The following is an 18,423-nucleotide window of genomic DNA, read 5'->3' as shown; positions in this document are numbered from 1 at the left end:
ATTTCTTGCCAATATGAGCCATGAACTCCGCACTCCCCTTAACGGTATTCTTGGTTATGCTCAAATTCTTCACCATTCTGAAACCATTAGTGAGGAAGAAAAAAAAGATCTTGATATTATCAAACAATGTGGCCTTCACTTGCTGAAGTTGATCGATGATATTCTCGACCTCTCCAAAATTGAAGCCTGCAAACTCGACCTCTTGACAAGGGAGTTTCATTTTCCCTCTTTCCTCCAAGGAGTGGCGGAAATATGTCGCATTCGAGCCGAACAAAAAGGCATAAATTTTTACTATGCACCTGATGAAAATTTACCGATATGCATTCGTGCTGACGAAAAACGACTACAGCAGGTATTGATCAATCTCCTGAGCAATGGGATTAAATTTACCGATATTGGTAGCGTTACCTTTTGTGTCACCACACAAAAGTTGTCAGATGGATATCGCCTGCACTTTGAAGTCAAAGATACAGGAGTAGGTATGACCCCAGAACAACAACAGAAAATATTCCTGCCATTTGAACAGGTGGGCGATCGCCAAAAACAGACAGAAGGCACGGGTTTGGGGTTAGCTATTAGTCAAAAGATTGTCAAACTTATGGATAGTGAACTGGAAGTAAAGAGTGAAGTAGGTAAAGGCAGTACTTTCTGGTTCGCTCTGGAAGTTCCAGAAGCACAAGAATGGACAATGGCTTCGAGAACTCTCAACCTGGGAACTATATTGGGTTATCGAGGTAAAAAATACCGTGTTTTAGTTGTTGATGATCGTTCGGAAAATCGCTCGGTGGTGGTGAGCTTGTTAGAAATGCTTGGCTTTGAAATGAGTGAAGCGAAAAATGGAAAGGAAGCTCTAGAAAAAATGATGGTATCTCTACCGGATGTGGTGATTACTGATTTAATGATGCCAGTAATGAACGGTTATGAATTGCTTAAATATATCCGCAGTTCGGAAAAGTTGAAGGATGTGGTGGCGATCGCTTCTTCTGCTAGTGTGTTTGAAAGTAATCAACAAGAGGCAATGGAAACTGGAGCGGATGTATTTTTGCCCAAACCTATAGAGACTGACAGATTATTAGAAATTTTACAGCAGTGTCTCGACTTAGAGTGGGTTTATGAGCAACAGAGCACAGCATCAGCTCAGGTGACTGAGGTTAGAAAAAGTGAAGAAATTGTTGCTCCAGCTATGGAAGTCTTACAAGAATTACTCACTTTAGTAGAAGATGGTGATATTCAAAGTGTTGTGGAGGTAGCTGAAGAGCTTCTAGCATCGGATGTGACTTTTTCTCCTTTTGCCCAAGAAATTTTGCAACTAGCGAATAGTTTCCAGCTTAAACAGTTGAAAACTTTTATTAAAGAGTGTCTTGATTTTGATGATGGGTGAATGGTTGTAGATAGTGTGTTGACTTTTTCTCCTGTTCAAGCAGATGCTTTAAATTTTGCTAAATCTTTGGGTTCGTTACCCTTTTTTATATATTTCACTTATTCAAAACCTCCCGCCGACGAATCAATATTTCCCTATTCCAAAACTTCTGACTTTCCTGCGGAATGCTGCGCAAACAAACTTCTGACTTCTGACTTCATTCACTCCCGCCAGAACATACAATACGAAAACCAATATTGAAGTCGTGGATGTCGCGCCTAACGTCGAAGTAGCGATACGCAGAACGGCAGAAATCAGGATTGTTGAACCAGGAACCGCCACGCAGCGGTGAACGACTATCATCACCATTTAGCCAAGGTTTGCCATCAGTAGGAGCATTTTCATAATTATCATGCCATTCATCTGTACACCATTCCCAAACGTTTCCGTGCATATCACTTAGTCCAAAAGAGTTAACTACATCAAAATAGCCTACAGGTGTAGTTTGTTGCCGATATTTTCCTTTGAGTCCTTCCCCATAAGAGCCTGACCATTTCATTTCTTTATTGTCCGTCCCTTGATAATTAGCTAAGTCTGTTGTAATGGTTTCTCCAAAGTGAAAGGGTGTAGTCGTTCCAGCACGACAGGCATATTCCCATTCTGCTTCACTCGGCAGTCTATAATTCTTTCCAGTTAGTTTTGAGAGTCTTTCACAGAATTCTACCGCCTCATACCAATTCACATTCTCTACTGGTCTTTGCCATCTATCAATACCTTCATATGGTTCTTTAAAATAAGAAGGATCTATTTCTAAATCTAAATTTACTTTCAAGTCTGTTCGAGAAGCGATAGAACTCCGTTCCGCTTGCGCGACCGCTCTCCATTGATCTTGAGTAACAGGGTAACGCCCCATTAGAAACGCCGAGATAGTTACATTATGTTGGGGTCTTTCTCTGCTGCTACTCCCCTCTTCAGATTCTGGCGCGCCCATTGTGAAGGTTCCATTAGGGATTAATACCATTTCTAGAGGAACTTTATCAATATATTCCCTGTAACCTCGGAACCTTTTGCTTTGACGTTTGATTGGAAGTGTTTTCAGCATAATTTATATTCTGACAATACAAAGTCTAATCAATTTTTTGAGCTAATAAAAATTGTTTTTTTCAGTCGTTTAATTTAAGATTATTCATAATATTTAGGGTAAATAATGTAGAAGGTAAATGTTGAAAATCTTGTAGTGCGGGCATCTTGCCCGCGATGTGTGTACTTCTTTTTTATCTTCTAGTGCAGGCATCTTGCCCGCTTTGGTTAGTTAATTTGCAGCAATAAAGTTTGAGTAGTCCAAGTCGGACATCCACAACCAAAAAAGTCATAATCTTCAGTCCAAATTGCTGCAGGTAACGCTAACGCTAGGGCAACTGTTTCCCAATCATTAGGGTCTCTAGGAATACGCTTTCTTGCTTCTGCTTCAAATGATTGATAATCAGATAAAGGGACAGTGGTAATTCTATTATTAATTAGTCCTAGAGCTAGTTCTAATTGAAATTGTCCCTGTTCTGGAGTTAAGTTACCTTTATTAATTCTTATGGAAACGCGCTTTTGTAATTCGTATTCAGCTTCATTTTTCATCTTTTAATAATTCAAAGTTTTGCGAATTAATTAAAGCTTTTCCCCGCTTTCTTAGCAGTTCAGCTACTAAAATGTTTGTATCAACAACTAGATGCATTATTCCTCATCCTCAGTTGCATTCATAAACATTGATACATATTCATCTTCTGTTAACCCTGTCTGAGCTAATATTTGTTCCATAAGTATGTCAAGTTTTTCTGCTGCTTTTTTGGCTGCTTCGTAATCAAGATTACTACGCAACTCTGCTATTCTTTCTTCTGTTAATCCAGTGGGATGTAATGTTTTTTCCGTAATTCTGTCAAGTTCTTCTTTGGCTTTTTTTGCTACTTCGCGATCGCCTATTGGATAATAATAACCAATTGTTTTTCCTTCATGCTCTATAGAAATCAGTTCTTTTTGAGCTAATAAAGTTTGTTTTTCTAGGTCGTCGATTTTAACGTTTTTCATAAGATTTTTGGCTCTATTTTAGATTAATTAGTGTCTAGTATAGCACTTCTTTAATCTATGAGATACAGTTTTATATCCCGCCTAACCCCCCTTAATAAGGGGGGAACTGTTTAAAAAAGGAGGAGTCTTCAAAGTCCCCCTTGAAAAGGGGCATTTAGGGGGATCGTAAATGTACTTCATAACTGTGGGAATTGCTATAATTAATTGACTGCAAATTCTGTTTTATATCCCCCCTAACCCCCTTAATAAGGGGGGAACTGTTTAAAAAAGGAGGAGTCTTCAAAGTCCCCCTTTTCAAGGGGCATTTAGGGGGATCGTAAACGTACCTCATAGCTGTGGGAATTGCTATAATTAATTGACTGCAAATTCTGTTTTAGATCCCCCCTAACCCCCCTTAATAAGGGGGGAACTATTTAAAAAAGGAGGAGTCTTCAAAGTCCCCCTTTTCAAGGGGGATTTAGGGGGATCGTAAACGTACCTCATAGCTGTGGGAATTGCTATAATTAATTGACTGCAAATTCTGTAAACACTCGCACATCTGGGGGATGAAAACCCAAGACTATTTGACTTTTAGGAATACCTGCTCTAAGTAGATCGGATGCTATTCCATCCTCTAAACCATCCCGATGTATCCAGATTTTATCCCCAATAATTTCTATATGAACTAAACACCCATGAACTTGTATGTCATTTTCCCATCCTTGAGTAATTAATAAAAAATCATTCCTATCCTCACTAATAATTAAACGGCATTGTAAATCCCCGTGAGCATAAGGAATTTCTGTATATTCTTTGAGTTCCTGTTGAATAATAGCGCGATATTGAACTAAGTTATCCATTGCTTTTCAGTTATCAGTCATCAGTTATCAGTCATCAGTTTTTTTCAGTCCTTTTAATGATGGAAAATAAGATTTTGCCAATCTCATCTGCATCTTGATGAATACTTTCAAATGCTTTTTCTTCAATATAGTCAGTATCTTTTAGAAGAGATAACCAATACTTTGTTTCCAGGGTTTCTTTGTAAGCTATGGACATTTTCGCCCTAAAATCAGCTTGAGATATGCCTCCATTAGCTTCTGCTATGTTGGCTCCAATAGATGTTCCACTTCTCAACAGTTGTTTGGATAATACATATTCTTTTTTTCCTCAGTCAAATATTTATAAGCTTTGACAATTCTAATAGCAAATTGGTAAGCTTTCTGGTAAACAATACTGTTACTTACACTCATAAGCTTTTCTTAATCCTTAGTTTTGTGAGGAAACCGCCAACTCTCAAACTGTTACTGATAACTGATAACTGATGACTGATAACTGTCAAACCGTTCTCCCGCCAGAACATACAATACGAAAACCAATAAGGTCGTCGTGGATGACGCGCCTAATGCTGTCGTTGCGAAAAGCGGAACGGCAGTAATTAGGATTGAGGTACCAGGAACCGCCCCGCAGCACGGTATACTTTTCTTTTTCATCATTATCATTACTGCTAGACTCTGGTTCATTTTGATTAAAAATATTTGATACTGTATTTCTCATCCTTTTGAAAAAGTTGTTAGACCTTGATTCCTGGGGAGGTCTATTATTCATGTTTTCTCTTTTATTATTATCAAGCCAAGCACTCCCATCAGTTGGAGCATTTTCATAACTATTATGCCAGTCATCCGCACACCATTCCCACACATTCCCATGCATATCATATAATCCAAAGACATTAGGAGGGAATTGGCCTACAGGGGTAGTTTGTTTTCTATATTCTCTTTCTGGTTCATCAGCATAAGTTATTGACGCATCATAATTAGCTAATTCTCCTGTAATAGTTTCTCCAAAGTGAAAAGGTGTAATCGTTCCAGCACGACACGCATATTCCCATTCTGCTTCACTCGGCAGTCTATAATTGTTTCGAGTTAGTTTTGAGAGTCTTTCACAGAATTCTACTGCTTCATACCAATTTACCCGCTCTACTGGTCTTTGCCATCTATCTATATTTTGGTATGGTTCGTTAAAACGAGAGGGTTCTGGGTTTAAATCTAAATTTACTTTCAAGTCTTTTCGAGAAGCGATCGCTCTCCACTGTTCTTGAGTAATGGGATATTTACCCATAAAGAAGGGAGATACAGTTACATAATGTTGGGGACGTTCATAACTCCTACTATCTTTCTCTCCTACAGGAGAACCCATAGTAAAATTACCACCAGGAATAGCTACCATTTCTAGGTCAATACCGTCTGCAAGGGTTTCGGTGAAATATTGGACAAGCTTAGTATCTTGCTTAATAATTTCTCCCCGTCGGTTGACTGTAGGTGTTGCATACTGAAAAACCTGAAAGTTTGAAGGAAAGGGAACCCATTCTCCCAGGTTTCTAGTAGAAATAAATGTTTGTGGAGTTTGCATCCCTAGACCATTCTGTTGGTTAAGTTCAGGAACGCGATCGCTCAAAAACTGCTGAAGTTGATTAATACTCAAGTTCCCTTGGGTTGATGATAGTGCTTCTTGTAAAGCATAGGTAAAGCTTCCCTGCTGAAGTTGCTCAATTTCATAAGCTGCGGTATTTTGTTCACAAGCATAGAAAATGATAAGTCCTCGATCATCTTCTATCGGCAAAGTAGAAGTAGGGGAGAGAGAAATTTCACTGGAGAGTCTGTCCATATCCAGGAATAAAATGACCCTTCCTGCACCTGAAGATAGTAGTCGTTCAACAATAGAATTAAGAGAAATTGCAGTCTCTGTAATTTCCTTAGTTTTACTGTCTGCTAGCATGAGATATTCAACACCTTGTGTCAAGCGGCCGTGACCGCGAAAGAAAAACCACAAATTATCCTTTGTGGAGAGAAAAAGCTTCTCAAATGTCGCAGCCAAAAATTCCTCCACTTCTACAAAAGTTCCTTCTGTTAAAGAGAAAACTTCGCTAAAGTTTTGCTGCTTGGTAAAAGCTTGCATCACCTTTCCATACATACCTGCGTAAGGATATCGTAGGGATGGTAGATGGTTATATTGGTTAATACCGATAGCGATCGCATAATTCTTTTCTGGTAGATAGTGTGCAGTTTCAATGGCTTGATTAAATATTTCTTCGAGATAGTTAACGAACTTTTTATAATCATTATTAAGCAACAATTCTTTTTTAGAATAAAAACCATCTGCACCACGTTTAACAAATTCATCAGCTAAATTTAGAGGTAAAAAACGTCTCATACTAGAGGAGAAACCAACAATAGGTAAGTTTGGAGAAATATCATAATTAGCCTTCAAAATCCCGATCATTTCAAATCCATTAACTTGTCTGTCTTGGTAGCGACTGTTAGGTAAATCATAATTAATTAAAATCAAATCTATTTCACCTAATTCTGCTAATTCAATAACTTCATTGACACTATCTGTTCCTATGACGTTAATGTCATATTGGGATGATAAATTTTCTGATACTTCTTGGATTACCCTTTGTTCGTCTTCAACTAATAAAATAGTATTTAATTTAGCAATAGTAGCAACGTTAGTTGTAAATTCAAATGATTCAAAATTATCTAAATTAATACCTTTTGACGTAGCAGTATTACCCGGGATTTCATCTTGAGATTTTTCTATTTCTTCAGCAAAGCGAGCATAAGCTCCTCCTAATCTTTTTAAAACTTTAGTTGTGACTGTAGCAAAATATTTAATATCTAAATCTGCAACATTATTTTCAGTTTTTAATCTTTCTAACTCATCAGGTTTTTTCAGCAATGCCAAAAATTCTTGGAGACTCTTACCTAGTCGCTTGGCAAAATCCTGAGAAATTACAGTAATAATCTCTTCAGAATTCTTTCTCGGACTATTTTTAAGCAAAATATCTCTCACTTCTTCATCAATAAACTGATATTGAACTTCATCAGAATTAGTGTCAGGAGTAATCAAAGATTTAGGTTTGAGAATATTGCCAAGAAAGACCTCTGCTACATGAACTTGTTGAGACTCACTGAGGAAATTTTTTTGAATTAACCGTACAATAGGTAAATTAATTACAGGTGCAGCAGAGAGTAATTTCGCTAAATTTTGTGCTATCTTTGAAGAACTCATCTCAAAGTTATACACCCGTTCTTTACTGGTTAAACTTTCTATTTCTGTATTTTCAACTATTTGCTTTTGTTCTTGTTTTAATGAAGAGTAAAAAACAAAACCACCAGCACCAATAGTTCCTTTGCCTACTACCATTTCGCTCCAAGTTTCTATCAGTTCTGGTTCTAAACTAAAGACAGGAACTTTTATCCCATTTTGTAAATTATCACCGCTCCCAAACCAAATTTCTCTGATAAATAAGTTGCTATTAGGCACAATAGGTTGTAAACAATCTAACTGCACCATTGCACCTAAACTCAAAGCTGTTCTTAACCACAACCGTTCTGGTAAAATTTGCACAATTGCCACAACATTATGTTTTCCCCAACTCTCTAACAAAGAAAAAGCCTTACCATTACGCCAAATATTACTAACACAATCACTAACCACTAAAATCAAACGACGACCAGTAGGATCGATAAGTTTTTGAGGAGAATAAAAATTATGGGAATAACTGTTTTGCTTAATTCCTTGTTTCAGGCGAATTTTTCCTTCGGTATCTGTCACCATTCCCCAAGTTTGTACATTCCGAAAAATACCATAACGTTTGAACAATTGTTGTAATTCTTGAGTTGTTTGTCGCCAAAAAATCATAGAATCACTTCTATCTACCACTAAAGCTAAATCAAATTGAAGTTCTAGGGGAGATTTGAGAATAGGAACACAAATTCCTTCCAATTCGGCAATGTTTTCAACAGTAGCTTCTTCATCTAATAAATCTGCTTTACCATAAGAAATATATTGCATGAGGGGACGAAAAGCTCTAGCAATCTTAAGAGGGTGACGCAGTGAAGAAACATCAGGAACTTTTATGGGTAAATCACTTTTCTTGGAAGATACAGAATCAGTTTTGGGAGCAACTTCAGCGTAAGAATTCCTTTCAGTAATTTTTGGATATGTGGGATTTTCTGGTATTACAGAAGAAGATGTCGGTGGTACTTTATTACTTTCTTCTGTTGTTGTTTCATCCTCAGAAGGTATTTTTTTGCTGTGAGTAGAAGCATGAGATTGACGCTGCATTGCTAACCAAAGAATTTCAGTGATTTCTGTTCCTGTGAGCTTCAATTCTTTTTCTAATAACCTAATTAAACGGTCAAATTTATCAGTCATATTTTTCTCTGGTTACAGCATTTTTCATAAAGATGAGGTACATTTATGATCCCCCTAAATCCCCCTTAATAAGGGGGACTTTGAAACCTCCCCCTCTTTTAAGCAGTTCTCTCCTTTTTAAGTTAAACAGTTCCCCCCTTTTTAAGGGGGGTTAGGGGGGATCTAAAACTGTACTCACCAATTTGAGAAACGCTATATATCATGTCCGCTTGAATACTTATACTTTAGTGGAAGGAAGGTAAAAGGGAACAAAAGGTTAAAAGGGATAAAGTTTTTTGGTCGCGTAAGCGGAACGGAGTTCTATCGCTGATTATCGGGTTTTCAGAGGATATCTGAAAAGTTTTTTTGATACTGAATTTTGCCCCCCTAACCCCCCAAGTTTGGGGGGAACAAGAGTCAATTTGCTATCTTTAAGTCCCCCAATTTTGGGGGATGCGCGGGGGCTTTGGATGTAGCATATTGGACTTCTCAGACAACATTTTGCCCCCCTAGCTCCCCAACTTTGGTGCCCCCTAACCCCCAATTTTGGGGGAACAAGAGTCAATTTGCTATCTTTAAGTCCCCCAATTTTGGGGGATGCGCGGGGGCTTTGGATGTAGCATATTGGACTTCTCAGACAACATTTTGCCTCCCTAGCTCCCCAACTTTGGTGCCCCCCTAACCCCCCAATTTTGGGGGGAACAAGAGTCAATTTGCTATCTTTAAGTCCCCCAATTTTGGGGGATGCGCGGGGCTTTGGATGTAGCATATTGGACTTCTCAGACAACATTTTGCCTCCCTAGCTCCCCAACTTTGGTGCCCCCCTAACCCCCCAATTTTGGGGGGAACAAGAGTCAATTTGCTATCTTTAAGTCCCCCAATTTTGGGGGATGCGCGGGGGCTTTGGATGTAGCATATTGGACTTCTCAGACAACCTCTCAAGGAAAGGTAATTATTAATCATTGAACGTACTGTTAAACTTCATCTGTAGTTGATAAACCTTTCAATAATAAAGCTTGTAAATCATCAGTAAAAGCTTCTGGACTAAGATTATTACGAATATAAATAGCATTCAATAACTGATCGTTTGCTCGCTCCTGTTCCTCTTTTTCTAAAAAAGCTTCAATGAGTTGCTCCGTTGTTTTTTTCATATTCTCACTTTGTTCCTCATCCTGAAAATGAGCATTAATAATAGTTTTAAGAGCTGCTGTATCTGGGTCTGGCATTCTTATTCGCAAGCAGCGGCGCACAAAAGCAGGAGGAAAGTCTCGTTCCCCGTTGCTAGTCATGATCACAATGGGAAAGCTGGAGCAATCAACTCTTCCCCGTATAATAGAAGCTTTAATACCTATATCTTCCGTGCGGACTTTTACTGATTTTTGTTGATTATTATCCATTGTATGAGATTTATCAGCCCAACGGACTAATTCCGGAATCTCATATTTTCCGTCTTCAAATAAGTGTAGCAAATCGTTAGGTAAATTAATATCACTTTTATCTATCTCATCAATTAATAATACTCTCGGATGCAGAGATGGTAAAAAAGCTGTACCAACCGGACCCAACGTCACATATTGACCAATATCTTGTGGTTGATTTTTATCCAACTGGGAATCTTGCAATCGAGCGATCGCATCATAACGATAAAGTCCATCCTGCAAAGTAGAACGAGCTGTAATGGCCCAATTCAATACTGGCCCTAATTTTAATTCATAAGCGATCGCATAAGCTAAAGAGGTTTTACCTGAACCAGGATTTCCAGTTACTAAAAGAGGTCGTCGTAAATATATTGCAGCATTTACTGCATCCACAACATTAACCAGTGGTTCTTGACAATCATCTTCTTCTGTTTCTGGGGAATAAATACGGAATTTTTGACCCTTTTCTATACCACGTTTATTTGCCTCAGAATTTGCTAAATCTTGAATAGTTTGCCATTGTTTTTCAAGTTCTATTAGTTCTGGAGATTTTTCTGTTTGTTCTGATTTAGGTTGTTTAATTTCTTTAAATTTTCGCCAAGGTGGAGGGTCAGGAAGGTCAGCAATATTAACATTATGACTGTTTCCATCACCATAGAAAAAAAGCCAGTTTTTCTGATTTTCTGTAATATCGTTTTGGGGTTGATTGTTAACCATTGCTTTCTCCTTTTTTAATAATTAGTTATTAGTTGATTAAAAGTAGGCAGATTAATTGGTCTTCGTTCAGTATAATCGCACAAAATTCTTAAATGATAACCTAAACATCTTTTTTTACAAGTATCAGCAAGGTGTCTTTTACGAATATCAAAAATTTTTGCATATAATCTGTTGACATCTTGTAAATCTTCTACTTCTATTAAATTATTTAGTTTATTTACGAGAAAGTTATAATGCAAATCATCTAATTTATCTCTCTTGGTTTTACTTTTTATCCATAAACATAAAGGGACACCATTTTCTAAAATAATTTTAAATAAATGAAATCTTTTAGATTGAGATGTAGGTAAACCACAAGATATTTTTAGGATCATTTTATCCTCTAATTTAATTCCTAGCTGTTTTCTTTGTTGTGAATTAGATAGTAATGTACTTAATTTATCTTCATCTTCAAAAGCTAATTTTTTTCTGCTATTCTTGTTTCTTTTTTTATTGTCTCCCACTTTTTATTGCAAGAATTTAGCCAATTTATTTGCTCTGGATATAATCGCTCTAAAGAACGTAAAATTACAGAATATTCTTCACAAATAGCTTTTTGGTCTTCTCTAAGAGCATCAGGAATCTTAAACTCAAAATCTTTAGTAAAAAGTTCTTTATTTAAAAATAATTCAACTTTTAAATCAAAGTGTTTACCTCCAAACACTTTGGAGTACAGATATTCATTTTGAACTATCTCAATGAATTTATAAATAATATTAGGAATTTCTTGTTCTGAATATCCATTTTCCTTAATATCTTCTTTTTTTAGCTCAACTTGAGTATTTTGAGTTTGACCCCAATTCTCAATAAACTCAGCTCGAACATTAAGAAGTGGTTTTAAATTATTTTTGGTTTTACCTCCCATGGGGAAAATAGTTATCAAAAGATAGCTTTGGAGAGTAGATGATATTTGCTGTTCGGGAGTAACTGCTGCATCTGGACAATTTATTTCTATCCATTTTCTCAATTTTTGCTTGAGATTATCCTTGATATTTTGAGCATTCAAAATTTTATCTAGATATTTTTCTACAAAGTCTATAAAACCTGGATAAGAGTTAAGAAGCGAATTATCTATATCACTTAAAAGCTGAGTATTATTACTTTCTTCAGTTAATTCTAACAAATGATTTTCTAATTCATCTATATCGTCAAAATCTTGAAAAAATCTCTAAAATTTTGATATCCTTTAAATATTTCTTTCAGTAAAAATATAAGAGAAGATAGTTGTGCATATATTAAGTAACGTTCTTTAATTGATGGGTATTCCTTACTAACAATCTCTATCAAATTTCTTAATTTTCTTTGATTCTCCAATTCTTTTAGCAGATTAATAATTCTAGTTCGATAGTCGCCTCCAGAAATTTGATTATAAAAATTACATCCAAATTCATTTTCATGTTCAAGTAATATACCTTTTAATCTATCCTCCGATAATACACTTTCAATTCCTTCACGAAATTTAATTCTTTGGTTATCAGTTAATTTCATTTTTTATATACTTAAATTAATCTTTTTATGTACAGTTTATAAATCTTGAGCAACATTAGGATACTCATGCCTAACAATTTCAATAAAATCATGAATAAGTTTTTGATTCTTTAGCTCCTTGATTAAATTAATCAATCTTGTACGATAATTATCTCCAGGAATTTGATGATAAAAGTTACTTCCAAATTTCTCTTCATATTCAATAAATATTGTTCTTAGTTTATCCTCACTTAATACTCTTTCTATCTCTTCACGAAGTTTTCTTTTTTGTGCATCTGTTAAGTTCGAGAAGCTATTTGTTTTCTCATTTGAGGATTTATATTTAGATTCTTTTGAAAATAAATAACCATCCAAAGCATTCATATACACCACAGGAATAGCAAAATCTCGTTTATCATACCCATTCTCAATACCTAATTTAAACCGAGCCTTCTGCACCCCTATTTCAACAGAATTACCTTCAATTATTTTTGCATAAAACTCTTTCACAAAACTAATCGCCGTTTGATTAGAAACCTTATATTGCATAGCTATAACTACTGGAATTCCTTGCAACATTAAACGAGAAGCAACACTACTAAAAGCATTAGTTTCAGATTGCTTTCCTGTTTCACAAGCTTGTAAAACAACAATTTTAGGTGTGTTACCACTAAACAATTGACCAAACATCCTAGCATCTTTCCAATCAGCTTCACCCAATTCATTAACTAAAGCAACTTGCCCTACTTCTTCTCCTTCCTTCTCAACTAATTGACCGTGACCAATAAAATGAAAAATATCCGGTTTATCTGCTTCTAATTTTTCTACAATATCATAGAAATTTAGACCATCCATAACAGGCATAAATTCCACTTGCTCTTGTTGACTATCTACTCGTTTTAAGTATTGCTGTACTCCCTGATATTCCACATTACTTAATTGAGAATCAGCCGTCGGTTTAGAGACAACCAAAGCAATTTTTAGTTTTTTTCCTTCATTAATATTAATAGATAGTTTATCTGATTCTTCTAGTTGATATCCACAGCGGTAAAAGTTTAATTTACGGTCAGTTGCAAAATAAACTTCACCCTGATTATATTTCTGAGGTAAACACATTAACTCCCAAGGATAAGCTACCACTTCTGGCATTGCCATCTCATTTATTTCTAAAATAACTGCTAATATTTGTTGTTGCTTTTTAACAACTTCTTGATAGTATGCTAAAAAATCTTCCCTTAATTCACTATCAAACAAAGCCTCAAACAAAGCTTCTCCCACTTTAGTAATTTGTCCACCTTTTAAGTTAGCAGGATCTTTAATAATTTCTCTAATTTTATCGTTCATTTTAGCGAGATTTAACCTTCCTGTTGACTGCTCTTTGTCAGCTAACTGAGGAGTTAACTTTCTCACTCTAACCGTATTCTCATTAGGAACAATAATATGATAAAAATATTGATTCATTGTCAGATAAATTATGTAGGGTTTTATGTAGGGGCGAATGGCATTCGCCCTCAATAGATTTACTGTCTATGCGTAAGTCCTGAAATCAATACTTTTAACTTCTGACTTCCGCGTAGTGACACTAGGGTTTAGAGGATATCTGAAGAGTTTTTTGATACTGAATTTTGCCCCCCTAGCCCCCCAATTCTGGGGGGAACAAGAATCCATTAGCTGTTAAAAGTCCCCCAATTTTGGGGGATTTAGGGGGCTTGGATGTAGCAAATGGGACTTCTCAGACAACCTCTTAGGTAAGATAATTTGCTTTTCACCAATCCATTCTTCTTTTACCCCAACAGCAAAACTCTTAGCTGCTTTATCTTTACTCCCAAACAAATTTTTTAAATGATCTGGTAAAGTTGACATTACATCAATTAATTCACCATTAAGCCAATCAATACTTGGTTCAATCCAGACATTACCAATTAAATCAACAGACTCCCATCCTTTAGGAACTTTGAAAATAATGTCAAATTTCACAGTAGATTTATCCTGAATTTCTGGTTTTTCAAGTCGCCAGTAACACCGAGAATTATCTTCTCCCTGAGCAAAAAGATTAAACTTACCCAATCTATAATTTAAGCTATCTAAAACAATAAATGTTTTAAGTTCATTGTTAGTTCCTATATTAGCCTTTAACTTGTCATAATCAGGAAGATTAACTATTTTAGTAAACTCAGAAACATCAACTCCAAATCCCACTTCTAAGTTGGCATCTAGTCCCAAATTCAAGTTGACTCCTGTCTTTAATACCGTTTGCCATTTACTATTTGGGATAATACGATGTACTATTACCTCCTCTTTTCCTTGAGGACTAAAATCAAGCTGACACTCTAACTTTGAAATCAAAACACTTGATTGAGGTTTTGGATCAATACTCACAACCATAGAATAGAAATCAAACTGCTTCATTAACTGCTTAATTTCGTAATTCAACTCTATTCCCTTTGCTTCAAAACCTTTTGCAGTAAGAGGAATTAATCGACTACGAGGATTGCCAAATTTAACAGTAGTTTCCTTCAATCTTTGAATTGCAGTTGCTCCTCTTTTTAACTCTTGAATTTCTCCTCCTGCTAATTCACTTTCCTTGCTTCTTACTGCTTCAAATAAATCATTAAGCAAATCTTCTGCGTCATCAAAGTTAGGTAGGTTAAATTTATGATTTGTCATTGATTTTTTGGGGAAATAATGTTTAGGGTTTGCGCTCAAAAGTCTTTTGGTAAAGTTAGGAGTCAGGAGTCAGGAGAAATAGAAATTATAGAGGAGGTTAGATCAAAGGTGAACCAGGAAACTTATAGGATATCTGAAAAGTTGTTTAATACTGAATTTTGCCCCCCGAGCAAGCCAATTCTGGGGGGAACAAGAATTCATTAGCTGTTAAAAGTCCCCCAATTTTGGGGGATACGCGGGGGCGAGGTTAGATCAAAGGTGAACCAGGAAACTTAGAGGATATCTGAAAAGTTGTTTAATACTGAATTTGCCCCCCGAGCAAGCCAATTCTGGGCAGGGCTAATTCATTGTCGTAGCGAGAATATTCATAAGAAGTACATTTAATTGTGCTGAAGTACATTTAATTGTGCAAATATACAAATATCTCCATCTCCCATCTCCCCATCCCCCCATCTCCCTATCTCCCCATCCCCCCATCAATTTTTCTCTAGTGACAATAAATAGACCCTGCCAATTCTGGGGGGAACAAGAATTCATTAGCTGGTAAAAGTCCCCCTTGGAATCCCCCTCCCGTCCCCCTTGGAAAGGGGGAAGCCAGAAGATGCTTCGCTTTTTGTTGAATGGGGGATTTAGGGGGCGAGTGATGTAGCAAATGAGACTTCTCAGACAACCTCTCTGTTCCCTGTTCCCTGTTCCCTGTTCCCTGTTCCCTTACTCCAGACTAAATCACTACATCTACAAGACTAACCTTTACTCTTTAGCCTTAGCCTCCAAATTTTCCAAGCGACTTTTCAATTCCTGATTTTCTTTTTTGATTTTATCAAATTCCTGACGCAACTGTTTCAAAGCCTTATCAGAACCAATATTTTTCTGCACTCTCTGTACCGCTTCCTCAGCTCGACGACGTACTCGACCATCAGTAGTTTGATCGACTATACTCTGCAAAATTGAAATCGCTGTAGCAGTTTCCATTTGCGACAAAGCAGCTACTACAGACATCTGAGTTAAGAAAAAATTTTCCCGTGATAATTCCGTTAGTCGTTGCAAAATACGTTCCAAATTAACAGGAGACTGAGCAGTAGAAATTGTCCCTAGAGAACGAATAGCACTCAAACGTAACGTCTGCGATACACCAATAACAGTATATTTCAGAATCTGATTTAGAGCAGCTTCAGAAGTCTTCATCTTACTCAACGCTGATATAGCACCAGAACGCACTACCTCATTCCAACCCCGTTTTTCTGCCAATACCCACTTCAACAATTTAATTACCTTTTCCTCAGTTGGCTTTCGATCAGAGTTAGCATTGGCAGCAGCAATATCCCCAATTCCAGACACAGCAGCAGCTTCTACATAATAGCTAGCATCGCCATTTTTCACTATAGATTTTAGTTGCTGATAACTTTTATTGGTTTTTATTTGTGTTAGTGCTTCCACTACAGCACGACGCACCCGAGCATCTTCGTCGTTTAAACCTGTAACCAAACTATCAAAAAACCTGGTCTAGTTGAATTTTTGCCAGTTGCTTCACCACCTCAAGGCGCACACCCCAAAAAAGATTCCTCTATCAGCGCCTTTGATAATACTTTCACAACTTCTAAACCACCCTTTTTCACCAACGCTTCGGCAGCATAAATACGAGATGTAGGATCTGGATCGAATTCTAATTGTGCTTTTAACTCCGCCAATGGATATACCAATTTCACTGTTTTGAGATAGTTATTACCAACATCAAAACTGATAAATTTCGGTTTTTCTGCCAGGGGAAAATAAAAGGTTTGTTCCTGCTCATGTATTCGTACAGTAAAGGTTGTCAATTCTGGTTTTTCTTCTTTGAGATAACCAAAAGCAATAGGAATTTTTAGGTCAAATAATTCTTTACTTGAATCCCCATTTTTATCATTTTTTACCAGAGTTTGTTTGACTGTTACTTTAGCTAATTTACTATCACCATCCCAAGAGTAATTAACCTGATAATCAGGATGACCGCCCCGAAAAACATATTGGTCAAATAAGAATAATAAATTCCGTCCTGTTGTCTGTTCAATTGCTCTTAATAAATCGATAGTTTCCACCGTTTTATGAGCATTATTTTTCACAAAAGTATGAATGGCTTTTGTAAATAATTCATCTCCTAATTCGGTTTTAATCATGTGATAAACACAAGCAGCTTTTTCATAAAGATGACGGTCATAAAGCTCTATTGCTTCCCGATAAACATTAGTAACAATCGGACGACGATAGCGAGATTTATCCTCAGCAATATAACTTCGAGCTTCTTTCAATAGATAATAAGCAGCATCATCTTGACCATATTCATGCTCTGTCCATAATACTTCTGAGTAGGTAGCCATTCCTTCTTTAATCCAGGCATGAGACCAATGTTTAATGACAATTAAATCGCCAAACCATTGATGAGCAAGTTCGTGAGCCACTAAAGTTTCAGAATTACGGTTATCTAAGGCTGCTCTTTCATCTAGTAAACATCTATCTGTCAGTAAAGTTGTAGAGGTATTTTCCATCCCTCCAAAAATAAATTCATTAACGCAAACTTGAGCATATTTAGGGTAGGGATATTTATAGCCAAATTCTTGACTAAAAAATTCTATCATTTGGGGAGTTTTGCCCATAGTTCGTAGAGCATCATCTTCACGTTTTTTTTCTACATAATAAGTAACGGGTATACCATTCCATTCATCTTGAATTTCGACAAATTTACCCACTGCTAAAGTCATTAAATATGTCGGGTGAACTTGTTTTTGCATCCAATGATAAGTTTTGCTATCTTCACTTTCTTCGGTGTTGATAAGTTCGCCATTGGAGATAGCAATAAATTTATGGGGTACTTTGACACGAATTTCTGATGTCGATAGTTGACCGGGGTAGTCGAAACAGGGAAACCAGTAACGAGAGTCTTCGTCTTCCCCTTGAGTCCAGACTTGGGTGGGTTTGTTTGGATAATGTTTGTCGGGAGTGATGAAATAGATACCTCGTTGAGGGTTGTTTGCAGCATAGGCGATCGCTACTTTTATTCGTTTACCTGCTTCAGTAGCTGGTTGCAGATAAATCTGTAATTCTTCGCCGTCGTAATCAAAAGTTTGTTCAGTGTCGTTAATTTTAATAGATTGAATTTCTAAGTCAACCGCATCAAGGGTTAATTTATCAATGCCACTCCGTACAGGGTTTATACTAATGATACAATTGCCATGAAAACTGTGATTAGGAATGTCGAGTTCTAGATCGAGGAAAATATGTTCTACTTGGCCTGGACGATCGGGGTTATAATGGGGTTTAGCACCTGGTAATTCAAAAGATTTGGAATTATTTTCAGAATCAAAGTAGAGATTGGACATTCGATGTGATTGATTGATATGTATATGTATTGGACAAAAATCTAGTATATCTCTTAGTCGTAACCCTGACAGCAATATCCAGATAACTTTAGAATACTATTATAAGATTATCCTATATTTTTATCCTTAATTGATACTAATTTAATAT

At 36.5% G+C, this 18,423-nt stretch carries 14 protein-coding genes and 1 pseudogene; 1 reads left to right on the top strand and 14 read right to left on the bottom strand.

Annotation, left to right across the window (positions count from 1 at the left end):
- Window positions 1–1,381, top strand: a 1,381-nt coding sequence (locus SAGCYANO_RS21750) for an ATP-binding protein (RefSeq protein WP_202221968.1), incomplete at its 5' end; no start/stop codon positions are given.
- A gap of 196 nt (window positions 1,382–1,577) precedes the next feature.
- Here SAGCYANO_RS21750 and SAGCYANO_RS21745 read toward each other — a convergent pair.
- The 14 genes and pseudogenes from SAGCYANO_RS21745 to SAGCYANO_RS21680 all read right to left on the bottom strand — a co-directional run bounded on the left by SAGCYANO_RS21745 (window position 1,578) and on the right by SAGCYANO_RS21680 (window position 18,275).
- Window positions 1,578–2,462 carry a formylglycine-generating enzyme family protein gene (locus tag SAGCYANO_RS21745; protein ID WP_202221967.1) on the bottom strand — a complete coding sequence of 295 codons (885 nt, stop codon included), beginning with the start codon at window positions 2,460–2,462 and terminating at the stop codon, window positions 1,578–1,580.
- A 206-nt stretch (window positions 2,463–2,668) separates the two neighbouring features.
- Complete coding sequence (locus SAGCYANO_RS21740) at window positions 2,669–2,989, bottom strand: PIN domain-containing protein (RefSeq protein WP_202221966.1); 321 nt, start codon at window positions 2,987–2,989, stop codon at window positions 2,669–2,671.
- A 96-nt stretch (window positions 2,990–3,085) separates the two neighbouring features.
- Window positions 3,086–3,436: a hypothetical protein gene (locus SAGCYANO_RS21735; protein WP_202221965.1), complete on the bottom strand. Its 351-nt coding sequence runs from the start codon at window positions 3,434–3,436 to the stop codon at window positions 3,086–3,088.
- Window positions 3,437–3,939: 503 nt separating this feature from the next.
- Window positions 3,940–4,275, bottom strand: a complete 336-nt coding sequence (locus tag SAGCYANO_RS21730; RefSeq protein WP_202221964.1) for a XisI protein — start codon at window positions 4,273–4,275, stop codon at window positions 3,940–3,942.
- Between the two features lie 34 nt (window positions 4,276–4,309).
- Window positions 4,310–4,549 carry a four helix bundle protein gene (locus tag SAGCYANO_RS21725; protein WP_237396486.1) on the bottom strand — a complete coding sequence of 80 codons (240 nt, stop codon included), beginning with the start codon at window positions 4,547–4,549 and terminating at the stop codon, window positions 4,310–4,312.
- 201 nt (window positions 4,550–4,750) lie between these two features.
- Window positions 4,751–8,635, bottom strand: a complete 3,885-nt coding sequence (locus SAGCYANO_RS48835; RefSeq protein WP_202221963.1) for an SAV_2336 N-terminal domain-related protein — start codon at window positions 8,633–8,635, stop codon at window positions 4,751–4,753.
- Window positions 8,636–9,588: 953 nt separating this feature from the next.
- Entirely contained in the window at window positions 9,589–10,749 is a 1,161-nt protein-coding gene (locus SAGCYANO_RS21715) for a MoxR family ATPase (protein WP_202221962.1), read from the bottom strand.
- 14 nt (window positions 10,750–10,763) lie between these two features.
- Window positions 10,764–11,252 (bottom strand): hypothetical protein, encoded by a 489-nt coding sequence (locus SAGCYANO_RS21710; RefSeq protein WP_202221961.1) that lies wholly within the window; start codon window positions 11,250–11,252, stop codon window positions 10,764–10,766.
- Window positions 11,207–11,911, bottom strand: coding sequence for a hypothetical protein (locus SAGCYANO_RS21705; protein WP_202221960.1), 705 nt, complete (start codon window positions 11,909–11,911; stop codon window positions 11,207–11,209). The genes SAGCYANO_RS21710 and SAGCYANO_RS21705 overlap by 46 nt, the downstream gene beginning before the upstream one ends.
- A 17-nt stretch (window positions 11,912–11,928) precedes the next feature.
- A complete protein-coding gene (locus tag SAGCYANO_RS21700) occupies window positions 11,929–12,276 on the bottom strand; it encodes a hypothetical protein (protein WP_202221959.1) in 348 nt (115 codons plus the stop codon).
- A gap of 36 nt (window positions 12,277–12,312) precedes the next feature.
- Window positions 12,313–13,716, bottom strand: a complete 1,404-nt coding sequence (locus tag SAGCYANO_RS21695; RefSeq protein WP_202221958.1) for a CHAT domain-containing protein — start codon at window positions 13,714–13,716, stop codon at window positions 12,313–12,315.
- A gap of 213 nt (window positions 13,717–13,929) precedes the next feature.
- Window positions 13,930–14,922, bottom strand: coding sequence for a hypothetical protein (locus SAGCYANO_RS21690; RefSeq protein WP_202221957.1), 993 nt, complete (start codon window positions 14,920–14,922; stop codon window positions 13,930–13,932).
- Window positions 14,923–15,261: 339 nt separating this feature from the next.
- A complete protein-coding gene (locus SAGCYANO_RS21685) occupies window positions 15,262–15,459 on the bottom strand; it encodes a hypothetical protein (protein WP_202221956.1) in 198 nt (65 codons plus the stop codon).
- Window positions 15,460–15,672: 213 nt separating this feature from the next.
- Window positions 15,673–18,275: pseudogene (locus SAGCYANO_RS21680) on the bottom strand (M1 family aminopeptidase).
- Window positions 18,276–18,423 lie beyond the last annotated feature (148 nt).

The organism is Okeania sp. KiyG1 (assembly GCF_014132355.1).
Classification (GTDB): domain Bacteria; phylum Cyanobacteriota; class Cyanobacteriia; order Cyanobacteriales; family Microcoleaceae; genus Okeania.
The sequence above is the reverse complement of the archived record's forward strand: the minus strand, read 5'-3'. Positions and strand labels throughout refer to the sequence as shown.